Origin of the sequence: Brevibacterium aurantiacum (assembly GCF_900169065.1) — a bacterium.
Taxonomy (GTDB): Bacteria; Actinomycetota; Actinomycetes; order Actinomycetales; family Brevibacteriaceae; genus Brevibacterium; species Brevibacterium aurantiacum.
Map to the genome: position 1 here is coordinate 98,887 of NZ_FXZB01000004.1, position 18,460 is coordinate 117,346.

At 63.9% G+C, this 18,460-nt stretch carries 13 protein-coding genes and 1 tRNA gene; 8 read left to right on the top strand and 6 right to left on the bottom strand.

The window, feature by feature from the left end:
* Positions 1–97: 97 nt before the first annotated feature.
* Both BAUR9175_RS04100 and BAUR9175_RS04105 read right to left on the bottom strand, forming a co-directional pair.
* The gene (locus BAUR9175_RS04100) at positions 98–2,506 is read right to left on the bottom strand and encodes a YhgE/Pip domain-containing protein (RefSeq protein WP_101583030.1); all 2,409 of its coding nucleotides are present in this window, start codon (positions 2,504–2,506) and stop codon (positions 98–100) included.
* Positions 2,503–5,364, bottom strand: a complete 2,862-nt coding sequence (locus tag BAUR9175_RS04105) for an MMPL family transporter (protein ID WP_101583031.1) — start codon at positions 5,362–5,364, stop codon at positions 2,503–2,505. The genes BAUR9175_RS04100 and BAUR9175_RS04105 overlap by 4 nt, the downstream gene beginning before the upstream one ends.
* A 205-nt stretch (positions 5,365–5,569) precedes the next feature.
* Between BAUR9175_RS04105 and BAUR9175_RS04110 the strand changes: the two genes are divergently transcribed.
* Positions 5,570–6,217: a TetR/AcrR family transcriptional regulator gene (locus BAUR9175_RS04110; RefSeq protein ID WP_009882568.1), complete on the top strand. Its 648-nt coding sequence runs from the start codon at positions 5,570–5,572 to the stop codon at positions 6,215–6,217.
* Between the two features lie 89 nt (positions 6,218–6,306).
* A complete protein-coding gene (locus tag BAUR9175_RS04115; RefSeq protein ID WP_096146279.1) occupies positions 6,307–7,329 on the top strand; it encodes a hypothetical protein in 1,023 nt (340 codons plus the stop codon).
* Between the two features lie 37 nt (positions 7,330–7,366).
* On the opposite strand, the gene BAUR9175_RS04120 is transcribed toward BAUR9175_RS04115, so the two are convergent.
* Positions 7,367–8,476: a C45 family autoproteolytic acyltransferase/hydrolase gene (locus BAUR9175_RS04120; RefSeq protein ID WP_101583034.1), complete on the bottom strand. Its 1,110-nt coding sequence runs from the start codon at positions 8,474–8,476 to the stop codon at positions 7,367–7,369.
* Positions 8,477–8,510: 34 nt separating this feature from the next.
* Positions 8,511–9,593: an MBL fold metallo-hydrolase gene (locus BAUR9175_RS04125; protein WP_069600953.1), complete on the bottom strand. Its 1,083-nt coding sequence runs from the start codon at positions 9,591–9,593 to the stop codon at positions 8,511–8,513.
* Between the two features lie 368 nt (positions 9,594–9,961).
* On the opposite strand from BAUR9175_RS04125, the gene BAUR9175_RS04130 reads away from it, so the two are divergent.
* Positions 9,962–11,371, top strand: a complete 1,410-nt coding sequence (locus tag BAUR9175_RS04130; protein ID WP_101583035.1) for an APC family permease — start codon at positions 9,962–9,964, stop codon at positions 11,369–11,371.
* 66 nt (positions 11,372–11,437) lie between these two features.
* Here BAUR9175_RS04130 and BAUR9175_RS04135 read toward each other — a convergent pair.
* Positions 11,438–11,522: transfer RNA gene (locus tag BAUR9175_RS04135), tRNA-Ser, on the bottom strand.
* A 102-nt stretch (positions 11,523–11,624) separates the two neighbouring features.
* Positions 11,625–13,880 carry a maltokinase N-terminal cap-like domain-containing protein gene (locus tag BAUR9175_RS04140; RefSeq protein ID WP_101583037.1) on the bottom strand — a complete coding sequence of 752 codons (2,256 nt, stop codon included), beginning with the start codon at positions 13,878–13,880 and terminating at the stop codon, positions 11,625–11,627.
* Between the two features lie 214 nt (positions 13,881–14,094).
* Here BAUR9175_RS04140 and ilvA point away from each other — a divergent pair, with 214 nt between their 5' ends.
* From ilvA to BAUR9175_RS04165, 5 genes are all read left to right on the top strand, one after another.
* Positions 14,095–15,381, top strand: a complete 1,287-nt coding sequence (gene ilvA / locus BAUR9175_RS04145) for a threonine ammonia-lyase IlvA (RefSeq protein WP_101583039.1) — start codon at positions 14,095–14,097, stop codon at positions 15,379–15,381.
* A gap of 114 nt (positions 15,382–15,495) precedes the next feature.
* A complete protein-coding gene (locus BAUR9175_RS04150) occupies positions 15,496–16,524 on the top strand; it encodes an NAD(P)H-quinone oxidoreductase (RefSeq protein ID WP_101583041.1) in 1,029 nt (342 codons plus the stop codon).
* Between the two features lie 61 nt (positions 16,525–16,585).
* Positions 16,586–17,110, top strand: coding sequence for a proteasome activator (locus BAUR9175_RS04155; RefSeq protein ID WP_101583042.1), 525 nt, complete (start codon positions 16,586–16,588; stop codon positions 17,108–17,110).
* Complete coding sequence (locus BAUR9175_RS04160; RefSeq protein WP_096159837.1) at positions 17,107–17,625, top strand: hypothetical protein; 519 nt, start codon at positions 17,107–17,109, stop codon at positions 17,623–17,625. The genes BAUR9175_RS04155 and BAUR9175_RS04160 overlap by 4 nt, the downstream gene beginning before the upstream one ends.
* The gene (locus tag BAUR9175_RS04165; RefSeq protein WP_241211301.1) at positions 17,622–18,458 is read left to right on the top strand and encodes an HAD family hydrolase; all 837 of its coding nucleotides are present in this window, start codon (positions 17,622–17,624) and stop codon (positions 18,456–18,458) included. The genes BAUR9175_RS04160 and BAUR9175_RS04165 overlap by 4 nt, the downstream gene beginning before the upstream one ends.
* The last annotated feature ends 2 nt before the right edge of the window (positions 18,459–18,460 follow it).

Genomic DNA, 18,460 nt, shown 5'->3' on the forward strand with positions numbered 1-18,460 from the left:
CAACTTCGATGGAGCTGTTTCCCTGAACAGCCCCACGCAGGCGGCACCCACGCGGGACACTCCCCACGCAGGCGGCACCCGCCAAGCGGGTCTCCCCTTAGGCGTCGGCCATTTCGAGGGCGGCTTCGGGCTTCGTGGTCCTGGCTCGCACGATCGCGAGGAGGGACATCACGACTCCGATGATCGCCCAGGCCAGCAGGCCGCCATAGGCAGCGGCCACGCCCGTGGTTCCGGCGGTGATCGCAGCGAAGCCGTTCATCGCCGGCGTCAGCGGCAGGATCGGGGCGAGGAAGTCGAAGAAGCCGGGCACCGCGCCGATCGTTCGGCCGGCTACAGCCAGGACCACGGCGATCACCGACAGGAACCTGCCCACGCCGCCGAACCACGCCACCAGTGCGAAGTTGAGCACCATGAACACCAGCGCGGAGACGAACGTCAACACCGCGATGTCGAAGCCTTGGACGGCGTCGATATCCAACACAGTCACCGCCAGGATCGACAGCACCAGGGCCTGCAGCAGTCCCACAATTACGCCAGGCACCAATCCGCGCAGCCAGACGGCCACCGAGGACTTCGTCGAGAGCAGAGTCGAGGCGGGGATCGGCTTGAGCACCGTGTAGGTGACGAGTCCGCCGACCCACAGGGCGAGCATGATGAGCAGCGCAAGAGTCGATCCCTGCAGCACATCGCCCGCGTCGGAGGAGTCCGGCGACTTGATGTTCTCCGAGGCGACTGTGGAGAGCTTGTCACGCTCCGGTGCCGAATAGGAGGGAACCTCGTCCGCGCCCTTCTTCACACCGTCGGCAAACTTGCCGACTCCTTGCGAATACTTGTCTGTGCCCTCGGACAGGGTGTCCAGTCCGGCCGCAAGGTCAGAGGTGCCGGTGGCAGCAGTGGAGACACCGGTCGTGTACTGGTCGAGTCCCGCGGAGAATTCGCCGAGTCCATCGGAGAGCTGTCCGGCACCGTCGTCGAGTTCGCTCGAACCATCGGCGACCTTGGCGATGCCGTCGCTGAGCTCCGGCATTCCGTCGGCAAGCTTCTGATTGCCTTCGGCGACACCGGAGGCACCATCGCGCAGGCCCTTCGAGGCCTCGAGCAGCTTCGGAGCATTCTTCGAGATGTCCTCCATGCCCTTGGTGAGTTCACCGAGGCCGTCTTCGAGTCCCTTGACGAACTTGCTCATGCCGTCGCTGAGTTCACCCGCACCGTCGGCGAGCTTGTCCGCTCCGCCGAGCAGCGACTCGCCGTCCTGCTTCTGCTCCAGACCGTCGACGGCGCTGTTCAGGCCACCCGAGGTGCCGTTGAGCAGCCCCTGAGCGTAGGCCTTCTCAATGCCGGCGCAGACCTCGTCCGGTGTGCCGGCAGGGCACATCTGAGCACGTGCCTGATCGGCCTCGTCCTGGGTCATCATGCCCGCCGACACCAGCGAATCGAGACCGGTCACGGTTCCGCTCTTGGCCAGCTGATCGGCCTGGTCGGCGCCTTCCTGGAGCCCGTCGCGGTACTGGCCGAGACCCGTTGACAGGCCTTCTGCACCCTCGGAGACTCCCTGGGCACCCTTGTCGAGGTCCTTGCCGCCCTTGAGGAGATCATCGAGACCGCCCTCGCCGGAGCCGGAGTCACCGGAACCGGCGAAGCCCTTGATGATCTGGTCGATGGACTTCGTGTACTCGTCGACTCCCCCGGAGAGCTCTCCGGCACCGTCAGCCAGCTTCTGCGTGCTGTCGGGCAGATCCGCCGTCGACTTCTTCATGTCCTGGAGACCGCCCGAAAGTTCAGAGGTGCCCTTCGACAGTTCACCAGCACCCTTGGACAGGTCTCCGGCGCCCTTGCTGAGTTCGGATCCAGAAGAGTCGAGCTTGTCCATACCGGCGGAGAGTTCACCGGCCCCGCTCGCGGATTTCTCCGTCCCCTTCGCCAGCTCTTCGCCACCCTCGTCGAGTTCACCGGCGGCGTCTCCGAGGTCCTTCATCTGATCACCCATGTCGTTGAAGCCGACATAGATGTTGTCGAGGTAGGTCTCGGTCATCTGCGTGTTGAAGGTTGTCCGTGCCACTCCGGCCACGGACTGCGCGATCTGGGTGTCGGCGGCCGGAGCGACTCCGGAGACGTCGACGTCGAGCTGCGTCTGAGTTGCCGACTTGGCATCGCTGACCGAGGTCACAGCCCGGGAGAAGCCCTCGGGGATCGTCAGAGTCGCTGCGTAGGTCCCATCGGACATGCCCTTCTCGGCATCGTCCTCATCGGTGATGACCCAATGGATGTTGTTGTCCTCTTCACCCACAAGCCCGCTGGTCAGCTGCCGGCCGATCGGCACGGTCTCACCATCCACCTCGGCGCCGTCGTCATTGTTGACGATCGCGGCCTCGATCGTATCGAGGCGATCGGTGCTGTTGTACGTGGCCAGAATGAATCCAGCGGCCACGATGATCGGGATGAGCACCAGACCGAAGAGGGACAGCCAGGTCACGGGCCGTTTCGAGTTCGCACGTTCGAGTCTCACGACTGCACGCCTTCCATTTCGCTGCGACCGGCCGCGTGAGCTTGCACGCCGCCGTTGTCATTGTCGGTTCCACGCTCAGCCTCCGGCTTGGCCTCATCGAGATCGAGGTGGAAGTAGTTCGTGTTCGGGGACAGGATCCCGGTGATGTCGCCGTCGGGCAGACCCAGCACGATTGCCGTGCCCTCGGCCTGCAGATCGAAGAGTAGATCGCGTACGTCCCGGCCGCTTTCTCCGGCCAGTGCACCTGCTTCGCTGATGATGAGCAGGTCCGGCGCCGAGGTGCGCAGCTGTGAGAGCTCGCGTGACCCTGGCATCGTCCCCGGCCCGTTCTTATCGAGGTCGAAGTACGGGACACGACGACGCACCCGTCCGGCATGTTCGGGCAGGACCATGTCTCCGATCTTCATCTCACCGGCGGTCAGTCCGACGCGACCGGAGAGAGCCAGCAGCAATGCCTTGCGTGCTTGGCCGCTGGCGACGAGGATCTGGCCCGGTGAGAGCGAGATGTCGACCTGGGCGAATCCGCGTCGACCCGAGCTGACGGCGATGCCGCGACCGTAGACCCGGTATTCGGAGTCCGGTTCCGGCCAATCTCGCAGAGCCACCTCGTGGGCCAGGCCCTCTCCTTCGACATCGAGGCGGGGCAGGATGCGGTCGAGCCACTTCGGCAGCCACCAGGCCTTGTCGCCGAGCATCTGCATGATTGCAGGCACCAAGGACATGCGCACCAGGAAGGCGTCGACGAAGATTCCCGAGGCCAGGGCAAGCGCGATGGACTTGATGATCGGCTCACCCGCGGGAACGAAGGCGGCGAAGACGGAGAACATGATGATCGCCGCGGCCGAGACCACTCGGGCCGACGAGGCGAAGCCGGCCTTGATCGCACCCCGGGCACTCGCACCGTGGACGTAGGCCTCGCGCATTCCGGAGACGAGGAACACCTCGTAGTCCATGGCCAACCCGAAGAGGATGCCCATGACGATGATCGGCAGGAAGCTGATCACCGGACCGGTCGAATCGATGCCCATCGCACCGGCGAAGAGTCCGTCGCGGAAGACGAGGACCACGGTGCCGAAGGAGGCGAAGACGGACAGGAGGAAACCGCCGGTGGCCTTGATCGGCACCCAGATCGAACGGAAGACCATCATGAGCAGGATGATCGAGAGGCCGACGACGAAGATGCCGAAGGGCACCAGCGCCTTGCCGAGCTGATCAGAGACATCGATCTGGATCGCCGTCGCACCGGTGACCGCGGTTTCGAAACCGTCCTCGTCCTCGATGTCGGCACTCAGATCACGGAGGCGGTCGACGGTGTCGAGAGTCGCCGGATCTTCGGAGCTCGTGGTCGGAATGATCTGGAACAGAGCTGTCGTCGCGTCCCGGTTCGGGGTGGCGAGGATGACCTGGTCGACGCCTTCGACGTCCTCGATCTCCTTCTCGATCTTCTCGACATCGCCGAGGGGGTCGTCGGAGGTCACGATCTCACTCGTCATGACCAGCGGTCCGTTGAAGCCGGGACCGAAGTGCTCGTCGATGAGGTCATAGCTCGTGCGGGCAGGCGTGCCCTCCTCCTGGCTGCCTGCAGTGGGCAGGGAGAGCTGGAGGTTGGAGGCAGGGATGGCGAACAATGCGAGTCCACCGACGATGATCACGACCGTCAGCAGCGGAATCTTCGTCACCACGTGCAGCCAACCGGCGAAGAACTTGTTCATGATCGTCTTCGGGTACGGTTCACCGGCCTCAGCCTCCGCCTCGGCGGCAATCTCAGACCGAGAGACGGAGTCGCCCGCCTTCTCCTGCGCGGTTGCGAACGCCCGACGGTAGCGCTTCGTCGGCTTGGGGGTGATCTTGTCCTTGACCAATCCCAGCAGCGCGGGAACCATCGTCAGGGAGATGAGCACGGCGACGACGACGGACCCGGAGGCGCCGATGCCCATGACGGTGAGGAACGGGATGCCGGCCAGGGACAGGCCGAGCAGCGCGATCATCACGGTCATGCCCGCGAAGACGACGGCCGATCCGGCGGTGGCGACGGCCCGTCCGGTGGCTTCGAGCGGGTCATGTCCCTCGGCCAGGAGTGCCCGGGCCCTGGAGACGATGAAGAGGGCATAGTCGATGCCGACCGCCAGGCCCAACATCAGCGCCAACATGATCGATGAAGAGTTGACTGCGCCGAAGGCCGTGGATCCCACGACCAGGAGAACGGAGATGCCGACGCCGATGAGTGCTGTGATCAGCGGCATGCCGGCAGCGCGGAAGGATCCGAGGGTGAGCAGCAGGACGATGAAGGCGATGACGACGCCGATGCCTTCGACCCAGGAGATCTCCACGCCGGTGATCTGGAAGAGCTGGCCTCCGCCTTCGACTTGGGAGCCCTCGGGCAGGGCGTCGCGGATCGGATCCAGTTCGTCGAGAAGCTGGTCGGGGGCCGCTTCGCCGACCTCCTGCTGGGTGCCGTCGTACTGGACGGAGATCATCGCAGCGGAGTCGTCCTCGCTGATCGCACCCTTGACCATCTTGTCGAACGGCGAGGTCACGGCGTCGACGTGAGGGAGGTCTTCGAGCCGATCGACTTCCTTCTCGATCTCATCCTTGTACGTGGAGTCATTGACCGAGTCGCCATCGGCGGCGACGACGATGACGGAGGCGCCCACACCTGAGGCTTCTGGGAAGGTCGTCTCCATCGAATCGAGTGCGACCTGAGCTTCGGACCCTGGGAGGGTGAAGTCGTTGTCGAAGTCCTTCGCGAAGGCCGCGACACCGGCGCCGACGAGCGCGAAGATCACAAACCACAGAGCGATGAATCGGATGGGAGCGCGGTAGGCACGACGACCCAGAGCGTACAGGAATGTTGACACGAAGACCTCGATACAAAAGTGTATTGGATACAGTATTGTATTGTTGTTGACTCAGTGCCCTCAGCGCAAATGCATCAGGAGTTTCGTGAAGATTCTCATCGGATGCCCAGGCCGACAGAGACCCGCACGGACCGACACAGCACAGCCTGTGCGACAGCACCACAGCCACACCAGCACCGCGACCACCCCGACGATGAAATGTTCGATGAATACAGACAATCTCAGCGCCCGCAGACGGCAGACCCGATCCACCTTGGTGGAGGCGGGCATGTCCGTCTTCGCCCACAAAGGCATCGATGGCGCCTCGATCGAGGAGATCTGCGAGGCCGCCGGGTTCACTCGCGGCGCGTTCTACTCGAACTTCTCCAGCCGCGACGATCTGGTTCTGGCCACGATCGAACAGCGCACCTCCCGCGACCTCGACATGCTCGACGCCGCCATCGAACGCTGGCGCGATCGCCTCAACTCCAGTCGACCCGAGAACATCGAAGGCTTCCTCACGGAGTTCATCGACGACACCTTCAGTCAGAAGAGGTCCACCGCCGCCGAGGTGATCGCTGAGCAGGAAATCCAGCTGTACTGTCTGCGCACACCTGAGCTCTACCCCAGGTACGCGGAACTGAGCTCGTTCCAGGTCCAGCGGATCCAATCGCTGATCGAGAACGCCATCGGCTTCGCGAAAGCCGCCTCGACAATTCCACTCAAGGACCTCATCGAGGCGCTCACCGCCATCCACACGCAGTCATCCCTGCGCGCAGCTGCGGGGAAGGATCTGCACGAGGTCGTCGAGATCGATTCCACGCAGATGGTGCGCATCCTCAACCGACTGCTCGACTTCTCGCAGAAGCCCTGAGCGTCCTGGCCTCCCGACAGCCCGGGCTCTCGGCCTACTGAACCTCTAGTCAGCCCCAGGACCGGCCGCTAGGCACTAAGGTGGTTGGCGTGAATGAACTACAGCGCGAATATTACGCCTTCATCAACAACATGGACGTCCGCCTCGGCGCGTTCGTCCTCGCCGACCTGCCCGAGACCTTCGACAAGGAAGACGGGGAGACGGTGAAGTTCCCCAAGGACTTCGGCCCCAAATCCCTGCCGATGCTCGAACTCTTCGTCCTCTCCCGCTTCCCCACTCCCGACGATGTGATCGACCCGGAGAACCGCCGATTCGTCGAAGGCCTCATCCGCTACCTCGGCGAGACCTATCTCCGTGCGATCGGCGGAGCCTGGGACCACGACGAAGAGACCGGAAACGGGATGCCGTTCATCCGTCCGGATACCGAGGAAGGGCCGCTGAAGGGTGAGCCCATCCCGATTCTGGCGATCATCCTCGCCGCGGTCGACGCCCGTACTGCCGAGGTCTTCACGGCAGTCCTGAGCAAGGCTCGCGAGAATCTCGGCGGTGACGGTGAGCCGAAGCGCAGCTGCACCGGTCTGGCGATGGGGATGCTCACGGCTGAGAACTCCAGCGAGGAAGAGGTCGAGTTCCTCACCCGCTTCATCGGCACCGTGGAACCGGGCATCGCCGCCTGGACCCAGGAACAGGCCGACCCGTCCTCGTGGGAGTTCGGGCGCGAGGCGCTGGTGCGCTTGGGCAAGCAGCTCAAGGCCCGCTACGACTCGCGTGACGAGATGATGACGGAAGAGGAGACCGAGTTCGTCGCCGGAGCGATGCGCTTCATCGGTGAGACGATTCGGCGCATCGGCTTCGGACAGTGGCGCTACGGTGCCGACCTCGAACCCGATGATCCCCGCAGCAGGCAGCCCTTTGTGCGTTTCCGCGTCGGCGACCAAAACCTCGACATGGTGCCCTGGCGCTTAGCCCAGACGGCGCTTGAGGATTCGAACTCGATCGCCTCGGGCCTCGACACCATCATCTCGATGCGCGAAGAGGAAGCCGCGAACGAAGCAGCCGCCGAGGGTGACGGCGCCAAGTCAGACGACGCTGAGCCAGACGGCACCAAGTAAGGCAGCGCCGAGACGGACAAGGCCTGAGGCTGACAGCTCAGAGCTGATAGCGACGGTTGCCCTGCATCCCGTCCGCCGGTGAACCCGGAGCCAGGTCTAACTGCTTGCGCTTCGGGTCGATCTGCACGGTGACCAGAGTCGCCGAGCGATCCCCATAGGTGGCACCTGGATCCGGAGTGCAGGACACCGGCGCCTCGCCCGGACCGGTGGTCAGAAGGTCGGTGAGGTCGGCCGTCGACTCGGGGCCGCCGGATGTTCCCACTTGCTTGGCGTAGTCCTCGAGTCGCTGCTCGAGGTGAGCGTGACGGGCACGGGAGGTCGAGGTCGCATTGAGCTCGAGGCTGCCGGGGATGAGCTCGGGGTGCAGGAAGTGATTCGTGTGCAGCAGGAATCCCGCACCGGCTCGACGCTCACGCTTCTCGGCGTTGGCGATCTCGACCTGGACCACCTCGTCGGCGGTGACGACCGTGATGATCGACGATGATGTGGTGGGTGCCGAGTGGATGATCTCGAGCGCCTCGGCAAGAGTGCTCGCCGTCGACAGGACCCGCTCGAGGATCATGTGGATGGGCACTCCCCCGGCCCCGTCGCCCTCATGCTTGAGAATGTTGAGCAGGACGCCGACGCCTGCCTCGTTGAGTCCGATCTTGCCTGGCATCCCGTATTCGGCGATGCCCACGTGGCGCAGCTGCCCGGGCACGGCACCCACATCGTTGATGTGCCACAGTGTCGAGAAGTCGGCGGCCCAATCCCAGTTCTGTGCGGCCAGCGAGCTTCCGGGGCGGGTGAAGCTCACGGTCGAGCACTCCGTCGCCGAGGCCGGCGCCAGGGTCATGATCTCTGTGCGGGCGATGACCTCCATGAGTTCCTCGACGGGGATCTCAGCTCCCTGCGCCACGGCTGCCACCTCCTCGGCGGCCTCCGGGGACCAGGCCTGGAGACGCGCGAGACTCGACGCGGCCGCGGCACGGACATCCGCCTCGGCGATGGACAGGAATTCGAAGTAGCGCCGGTAGCCGGCGATCGCGGACTCGATGCCCGTGCGCAGCTCACGCCCGCGCTGGGTGCCGCGCCGGAGGTGGTCGGAGGCTCGGACCATGAAGGTCTCGGGCCTGACCTCGGCTGCGGGAACGTATTCGGTGCTCATTGTCGATTCCTCTTCTCGCGCGGGCTCGTTCGTCTCACGACTGCGGGACGAGTGACCCCACTCCGACGTCGATGTCCAGGTAGTGCATGTGAGCGGCCGTTTCGGCCAGGGCGGCGAACAGGTTGAAGTTGTGCAGGGAGTCGAATCCGCGCGACCAGTGCAGGCCCTGGGCGATCGAGTAGACGCTGTGATCGTCGGTGGCGTCCATGCGTTCCGTGATCTCGTCCAGACGCTGCTGGTGATGCTCGACGAGTTCGCGTCGGCGATCGTGGAGACCCTGGAAGCGGAAGCCGTGTGCGGGCAGGACCGCCACCTCGGCGTCGAGCTTACCGATCTTGTCCAGGGAACCGAGATAGTCGCCGAGGCTGTGCGTGATCGCGCCGCTGTCGAGTCCGATGTTCGGGGTGATCGTCGGGAGCACATGGTCACCGGAGAACAGCAGCTGGCCCTCGTCGCGGACGAACACCGAATGCCCGTAGGTGTGGCCAGGGGTCCACAGCGCCCGCAGCGATCCGGACTCCAGCGGCAGTTCGGAGCCGTCCTCGAGGATGTTCACGGTGTCGGGCATATTGCTCATCAGCAGTGCGAAGTCATTCTTCGACCCGGCCTCGCCCTTGCCCTTCTTGCTGCCGACCTGGAGGCTTTCGACCTCGTCCCAGCGATCCTCGGGCACTCCGTAGGCGCGGGCGATGTTGATGCTCGGGTCGACTCCGGTGCCCAGGTCCACGCTCTTGGAGAAGAACTTCTTGATCGAGCGCAGGTCCTCGCCGTGCATGGCGACCCACATGTCGGGGTTCTTGTGCAGCAGTGCCGGAACCAGCCCGATGTGGTCGCGGTGGTAGTGGGTGATCGCGATCCCGTGGACGTTCGCGACAGTGAATCCCAGGGATCCCAGCGCCGAGGTGAGCGCCAGGTACTGGTCCTTGCCATCCCAACCGGGATCGATGAGGATCAGACCCGAACCGTCGGCGACGGCGTAGCAGTAGGTGTAGACGAGCGGGTTGTTCGGGATCGGGACGGGAATCGCCCAGACACCTTCGGCAACGTTCTCCACTTCGGGCAGGACTCTGTCCTTCCACGCCTTCGACTGTGCGGAGCTGAGTGATTCGATCGCCATTGTTCGACCTTGCCTTCTCTTCGTCGAGCATCATTGCCAATGCTGATCAACCTACTCTCTTTCCACAGTCACTGAAAAGTCGTTCGATAGGCGGGACAGGGAGGAGCGGTGGGGCAGCACCACCTCGGCGTCGGGATGGGCTTGAGGCCCTGTGTGAAGGGTCGCCCGGAAATCAGCAACCTGGGCTACTGGATTCGTTGCGAATGGCGCGATACAGGTGAAGTTATCGTTTCATTTCGTGAGAATGATTGCGTTTTCGGTTGCACACGGGATAGCATCTATGGCGCAGATCACTTCCATTCCTGTGCTCACACGGGTCCGGATCCGATCGCTGCACCATCTAGCAAGACTCATTGTGGAGGATTGATATGGCCGCGTCAGGCTCACTGAAACGCAACCTCGGGCTGTGGTCCATCGTCGGGCTCGGCCTTGGATATATGACGCCGACGGTGGTCTTCGACACGTTCGGAATCGTGTCGGATGAAACCAACGGGGCGGTACCGTCGGCCTATCTCATCGCACTCATCGTCATGGTGTTCACTGCATTCAGCTACGGCAGGATGGTCAAGGTCTTCCCCACAGCGGGTTCGGCCTATACGTACACGCGAGAGACCATGAGTCCCGGCCTCGGCTTCCTGGTCGGCTGGACCTCACTCATGGACTACCTGCTGCTGCCGATGGTCAACTGCCTCATCGCTCGGCTGTATATGGAGTCCCTGGTCCCCGACGCTCCGCCGTGGGTGTGGGTGGTCCTCTACACCGTGATCATGACCGCCATTGTTGCTGTCTCCATGCGCGGAACAGCCAACCTCAACGGTGTTCTCCTGGTCTTCGCCGTCACAATGGTGACGCTCTTCTGCATTGTCGCCGTCGTCAACCTGACCAACGGCGATGGATCCGGAATCGTCTTCAGCGCCGAACCCTTCATGCACGAGGGCGTGCACATGTCCGCGCTGCTGACCGGCGCCACCGTCGTCTGCTTCTCCTTCATCGGCTTCGACGCCGTGACGATGTACACCAACGAAGCCAAGCATGTGAACCTCATGCCCAAGGCGATTCTGCTGACAGTCCTCGCAGGCGGCGCCATCTTCCTCGTCGCCAGCTACTTCGCCCAGCAGCTCTTCCCCGACAATTCGCAGTTCAATGTCGTCGACGATCCGCTGCCGGAGATCGGACTCCTCACCGGCGGCCCTGTCTTCATGGGCTTCTTCCTGGCCGCTGCCTTTGCTGCCACGGTCGCCTCTGGCCTGGCCTCCCATGCCTCGGTCTCCCGCATGCTGCTGGTGATGGGACGCAACGGGGTGCTCCCGCGCAAGGCCTTCGGCTACATCCACCCGAAGGCGCACACCCCGATGTTCAACATCATCCTCGTCGGCGCGGTCTGCCTGCTGGCGATGTCGTTCAGCCTCGAGTTCATCTCCGCGCTGATCAACTTCGGGGCGCTTATCGCCTTCACCTTCGTCAACCTCACGGTCATCGCGCACTTCGCGTTCCGCACCAGGCAGGTCGTCGACGTCAAGTCAGCATTCAACTATGTGGTGCTGCCGGCCATCGGTGCGATTCTCACCGGCATTCTGTGGGTGAGCCTGCACGAGACCGCTCTCATCGGCGGAGTGGTGTGGCTGGCCATCGGCGTCATCTACCTGGCGGTGCTGACCCGCGGCTTCAAACGGACAGTCCGCAGCTTCGACGATCCTGAGGCCGATGCCGAGATGTCCGAGCCGGAGGCCAAACCAGAGGCCGAACCAGAGCCAGAGGCCAAACCAGAGTCTGTTTGAGGGTAGGGATGCGAAAAGCCCCCGCTCGCTATCGTTTTCACGATGCGAACGGGGGCCTTCACTTTGCGGAAGCGGTGGGATTCGAACCCACGGTACGTTGCCGCACAATGGTTTTCAAGACCATCTCCTTCGGCCGCTCGGACACGCTTCCAATGGTTCGCAATGAACCACGGCCTGCTCAGCGCGAGGCTGAGCCACAACAGTTTCTCATAAACCGATTGTCTTCTGCTAATCGATTCCCGCAGGACTGGAGTCAGTGCTTCCCCGTGCTGGTGTCCTGATCAGAAACTTCGGTGGGCAACTGCTCAGAATCATCGGTCGCCGACTTGTCGGAACCTTCAGGCTGTGGCTTCTCGTGCTTTCCCTCCTGCACGATGTGACGACCTGTCGAATCCGAATCTTCCGCGGCGGCACCGCGGGCAGCGAAGGTCGCGGGCACGGGTGAGACGACGAATTCGTCTTCTTCGTCCTCGAACTCCTCTTCGGCCGAGTCAGCCAGTTCAGCGGGGCTCTGACGGCGAATCTTGCTCTGTCTGGAAGCACCGACCGACGGTGCTGCCGGCTCCTGCTCGATGGTAGGGCGCGACTGAGGCTCGGCGGGCTCTGCGTCGTCCGAGGTCTCCGGCTCTACCGCGTCGTCCACCACCGAGGTGGTGTCGGCATCCGAGGTGGTGTCGGCGTCGGTCAGAGCGTCGTCGGCTTCGACCACTACAGCAGGCTTCTCTGCTTTCTTCTTGTCAGAATCCACAGCCTCAACCTCGGATGAAGAGTCGGAGTCGGGCTCAGCCGAATCATCGGCCTCAGCCGAGACGTCGGAAGCGACGTCGGCGGCAGCCGCAGGGGCCTGCGCAGGGACAGCTGGCGAAACAGGCTCGGATGGCGAATCAGCCTCGGCGGGGGCATCACCGGAACGAGCCGGTTTGCCTTTGAGGACGAGACTTAGGGTCGACAGCGGAACCGAGAGCCAGTTGGGCCGGTTGCGCAGCTCGGTGACGACCTCCACAAGGAGCCTGTCGATGAGGGCCGCGCGCAGCACGGGATCGCCGAGGCCCAGGCTCTCGCCCCGGGCACGGGAGTATCCGCTCAGCAGCGAGTTCTGCACCTGCGATGCCCACAGGAACTCCGGAGAGTCGTAGATGGTCCGCAGCGCGGAGGCGTCATTGCCGAAGCCGTTGACGACGAGCCCGCCGTCTTCGGATTCGAGCTCGCCGGTCCGCTGCAGGCGAGCGAAACCAGCGGCATAGTCAATACTGCGCAGCAGGGCTACGAGGTCCAGTGCCACCGGCTTGGGATCCGAGTTCGTCGAGTCCGTGAACTTCACGACCGAATAGCCGTCGGTGCCGGAACTCACCACGTGATCGAGCGTCAGCTCACCGTGGATCTTCTGCAGCACACCGATCGTCTCGAGTGACTGCAGCTTCGCGCGGTGGGCACGCAGCTCGGGCACCAGAGAGTCCAGGGCCAGCGGGGCACGGCCCAACGCCCAGTCGATGCGTTCGATCCACTTCTTGGCCAGCTGCTTCGTCGGTTCTCCACGGCCTTCGACGATGCCGAATTCGGCAGCCATGTCCGAGTGGAGTTCGCCGATGCGGCGACCCATCTCCGCGGCCTGAGCGTTGTAGGCACCGATCGAACCGGAGTCAACGGCGCACACGATGTCGACAGCCTCGCGCCAAGCGGGTTCGGCGTCGACGTCGACATGGGACAGCAGCGCCATCGGAGCTTCCATCTCGGTGACTTCGAACATGTCGTACCACCGGCCCGAGCCCCAGCCGATGACCTCGGGAACGCTGCGGGAGCCAGCCTCGGTGAGCAGGACTGGAATCGTCAGCGATGACGGCATCCCGTTCTCCAGCACGCGGAAGAAGCTGAGCTCCATCGGCTCGTACTCGTCGTGGATGATGACCGTTGACTTGGAGGCACCGGCGTCGGCGACCTCGATGGGTCGGATGTCGACGGGCAGCTCTTCACGGGTATCGGCGACCAGGGCAGCCTTCGATGGCTTCGGTGGAACCACCTCGGCGGGGGAACCGCTATGGGCAGTCGATGGCGACTGGGAGGGCAGGGTGTCCCGTGTTTCTGCCTTCTCCTGGCTGTGCCGCAGGGATTCGGTGCTCAGCTGGCCGCCGTCGAAGACCTTGCGCTTGGTGATCGCGTCGGCCATGAGGTTGACGAAGACGGGGTCTGCCGCGCCGTCGTAGACGTAGACGTGGCCCAGGGCCAGGTCGTCGATCTGACCGATCAGCGACTTGCGCAGGTGCATGTCTTCGACTCCGCGCAGTGAGAGCGGAATGTTGAGCCGGCGCAGGGTCGGTCCGTCACCGACAGAGATCACGGTCACGAGGCCGGCGAAACCGCCGAGCTCCTCGGCCTTGTATACGAAGGCGCGAGCCACCGACATCGGGGTGATATCGGGGTCGGTTCCGAAGTCTGCGGCGAGCTTGGGAAACCACGACTGCCGAGGTATCCAGCCGGCTAACAGTTGCTCCAGCTCACTGCTGATGGCCATGTCGCCTCCTTGAAGGAATTACGGGCATCTCCATCCAATCATGTTACGACCTTCGCGCTGTTCAGGGCGCACCAGAAATCATCAACTCAGCGCCACTTTCCTTCCCTTCAGCGCACCAGCAGACCACTGTCCCCGTACCGGTCAGCGGCCTGCCAAGTGTCCTTATCTCGGAACGACTTGCACAAGCGCAAGACAGAAGGAGCACAATGGAGTCGTGTTGAAAACAGACGAATCACCCCAGCAGCAAACACTCGCGAACGAGGTCGAAGCGGCCGCGACGCGAATTGCCGACTCCGTGATTAAGTCTCCCCTGCAGATTTCGGAGCGGCTCTCCGCCGCCACCGGTTCCACCGTCTACCTCAAGCGCGAGGATCTGCAGATGGTGCGCTCCTACAAGATCCGGGGCGCCTTCAACTTCATGCTCCAGCTTGATGAGACCGAGCGCGCCCGCGGCGTCGTGTGCGCCTCGGCGGGCAACCACGCCCAGGGCTTCGCCCGCGCGTGCAAGGAACTGGGCATCCAGGGCACCATCTTCGTTCCCAAGACCACGCCGAGGCAGAAAATCGAACGCGTACGCCACTTCGGCGGCGACCGGGTGACCATCGAAATCTCCGGCTCCACCTATGACGATGCATCGGCACTGGCCCACCGGTACGCCGAACGCAATGACGCCCTCCTCGTCTCCGCCTTCGATGACTTGCGCACCATCGCCGGCCAGGGAACAGTGGCTGTGGAGATCGCCGACCAGCTCCAAGCCGCCCCCGATTACATCATCGTGCCCGTCGGCGGCGGCGGAGTGATCTCCGGCATCGCCGCCTACGCGGCCGAGCACCTTCCCGACACCACCGTCATCGGCGCCGAACCCGCAGGTGCTGCCTCGATGATCGCGGCCCTCAAGGCCGGACGACCGGTGTCCCTGGAGAACATCGACCCCTTCGCCGACGGCACCGCGGTCAAACGCGCCGGCGCCCTGACCTACGACATCGTCTCCGAACTCAACGTCGATGTCCGCCCCGTGCCTGAGGGCTCCGTCGCCACGGAGATGCTCGACATGTACCAGGTCGACGGCATCATCGCCGAGCCTTCCGGTGCCATCGCCTCGGCGGCCATCGGGGCACCCGGGACTGCCAAGCCGATCACCATCGAACCGGGATCGACTGTCGTGTGTCTGGTCTCCGGCGGCAACAACGACATCTCCCGCTACCCCGAGATCCTCGAACGCTCACTTGTCCACGAGGGCCTCAAGCACTACTTCATCGTCGACTTCCCACAGGAGCCCGGCGCTCTGCGGCGCTTCCTCAACGAGATCCTCGGCCCCGAGGACGACATCGCGATGTTCGAGTACGTCAAACGCTCCGACCGCGAGACCGGCCCTGCTTTCGTCGGCATCGAACTCGGCAATGCCGAGGACCTGCCGAACCTGCTCGAACGCATGGACGCCTCACAGATCGAGATCGAACGCGTGCACCAGAACTCGCCGATGTTCCGTCTCTTCGCTTGAGGTTCTTCGACTGAGAGCCTCGGGACTCAGTGCCTGAGGGCCTCGGGACTCAGCGCTGTCTCGCAGCACAGAGCGGCCCGGGCCGATCGTCGGGCAAACCACTAGAGTGGAATCATGCGAGCAATCACGATTTCTGAACCAGGCGGCCCCGACGTTCTCCAGATCACCGAGGAGCCGACGCCGGACATCGCAGCCGACGAAGTCCTCGTCACCGTCCACGCTGCCGGCGTCAACCGCGCCGATCTGCTGCAGCGTCAGGGATTCTACGATCCACCGGCCGGTGCCACTCTGATCCCGGGCCTCGAGGTCTCCGGAACGATCGCTGAGCTCGGTTCCGAGGTCACCGGTTGGAAGGTCGGCGACCGAGTCGCCGCCCTCCTCTCCGGCGGAGGCTACGCCGAGTCGGTTCCCGTCCCCGCAGGTCAGCTGCTTCCAGTCCCTGACAGTCTCGACCTCACCGAGGCTGCGGGCCTGCCCGAGGTTCTGTCGACCGTGCATTCCAACATCGTCGGCAACGCGAACATCCAGGCCGGGGAATGGCTGCTCGTCCACGGCGGCGGATCGGGAATCGGCACGGCCGCGATCCAGATCGCCAAGCACCTCGGCGTGAAGATCGTCGTCACCGTCGGATCCGAGCGCAAAGCCGAATTCTGCCGCAACCTCGGTGCCGATGCCGTCATCAACTACCGCGAAGAGGACTTCGTCGAACGCGTCCACGAGATCTGCGTGCGCCCCGACGGCTCCACCGGCGCCGACGTCATCCTCGACATCATCGGTGCGAAGTACCTGAAGTCCAACGTCAAGGCCCTGGGCACCGACGGACGCCTCGTCATCATCGGCATGCAGGGCGGGGCGAAGGCCGAGCTGAGCATCGCCTCCCTCATGCAGCCGCGCAAATCGGTGGCGGGAACGACGCTGCGAGCACGTCCCAAGGAACAGAAGATCGAGATCGTCGCCGAGGTGGCCGCAGAGTTGTGGCCGGCCGTGATCTCCGGTGACATCCGTCCGATCATCCATGAGACGATGCCGCTGTCCGAGGCTCCCAAGGCCCACACCGCGCTGGAAGAGGGCACGAGCATCGGGAAGGTGCTGCTCATCGCCGACGAGTCAGCACAGAACGCGAAGTCGGCACAGAGCGTCTGAGGTTCGTTGAGGCTGGGGCCCAGTTCGCCTGAGCCCCCGCGCAGGAAGAAGGTATCCGATCATGATCAACAGTCCTGATCAGTCCGAGAGTGCATCCGAGCAGCAAGGCGACTCCGTGGCACAGTCTTCGTCCCAGGCCGATGTGTCCTCCCCTGCGAAGGTGATGCGGATCGGGACTATGGTCAAGCAGCTCCTCGAAGAGGTCCGCAGCACCGATCTGGATGAGAAGGGCCGCGAACGCCTGGCCAAGATCCACCGCCGGTCGATCGACGAGCTCGAAGATGGGCTCTCCAAGGACCTCATCGACGAACTCGAACGCCTTGACCTGCCCTTCGACACGAGTGACGGACCTCCGACCAACTCCGAACTGCGCATCGCCCAGGCCCAGCTCGTCGGCTGGCTGGAGGGACTCTTCCACGGCATCCAGACCGCGATCATGGCGCAGCAGGCCATGGCACAACAGGGAATCGCGGGCCATGGCCAACTGCCACCGGGAGTGGTGCCCCCCGGCGCGGCTCCCGGCGCAGCCGAGAACGAGCAGAAGCACGACGATTCCGACGTTCCTCGCCCAGGCAACTACCTGTGAAGAACATCTTCTCCCGTCGGGAAAAGTCGGCCGGTTCCTCATCGCGCAAGGGCCCTGACCAACAGTTCGGCACCGGACTCTGGCGGCACAACCGCGACAGGTTCATCCGCGCCGTCGACCGCTACTACACCACCTCCGTGGCCATCCACAAGCTGCCCAGCGACGGTCAGGGCACCTCCGCCGACGCGAACACGATCGTCGATGGGACGCAGCGCCTCAACGATCTGGTGCCCGTCGTCGACGAGGTCACCGCGTGGCTGCACGCCCACCATCCGGTCACCGGTCAGGTCGTTCCCAGCCACACCCGCAACGCTGTCGGCGACACCCCCGAACTGCTGACCAAGGCCTCATCGAAGGTCGCCGAGGCGGTGCTGGCGGCCTCGATGGCCCGCACAGAGATCATCGCCGGCAGACCAATCGAACCGAGTGCCAAGGCGACCGAACGTTTCATCTCCGATGCCGCACAGCTGCTCGAACGTGCCCAGGCCGCCATCGACGAAGGCCACGAAGCATGACGAAGGCAACGATGACACCGCCGGAGGGCTTCGACGTGGGCCTCGTGGCCAGCGATATCGACGGCACGCTCCTGCTCGATTGGAAACCCATCTCCAACGCGACGATCGATGCGATCCATCGTTGCCAGGACATGGGCATCCCCTTCGTCCTCGTCACCGGCCGGCCGATCAGATGGCTGGAAGCGATCGCGGAACAGATCCCCGACCTCGGCCGCGTCATCTGCCTCAATGGGGCAGTTGTCTATGACATCGCCTCGGCGAGTGTGGTCTCGGCTCACACCATCGAGTTCACCGAGGTGGAGAAGATCATCGCCGCGATCACAGCCTCCCACCCGGAGGCGCACTTCGCGTTCGAAACACTGACCGGCGGCCTCGTCGACAAGAACTTCATCTCACGCAATCCGCGCCAGGCCCATGTCATGGAGGACCTGTCGGAGCTGGCCACACGGGACGTCGTGAAGATCCTCGTCAGCATCGGCTCCGACGATTCGCAAGCCCTCCACGATCTGCTCGACCCACTTGTCGCCGCCAACTGCCATGCCTCGTTCTCCGACCCGGTCAACGGACTCGTCGAACTCGCGCCGGCTGGGGTGACGAAGGCCAAGACGCTCGAAGAACTGTGCAAGCACCTCGGCGTGGCACGCGAGCAGGTGATGTCGTTCGGGGACATGCCCAACGACATCGAGATGCTGACCTGGGCCGGCCACGGTGTGGCCATGGGCAATGCACTGCAGTCGGTCAAGGACTGCGCGGCCACCGTCACCGACTCAGTCGATGAGGACGGCGTCGCCCGCTACCTGAACGCAGTGCTCGACGCCCGCACCTCGCGCTGAGC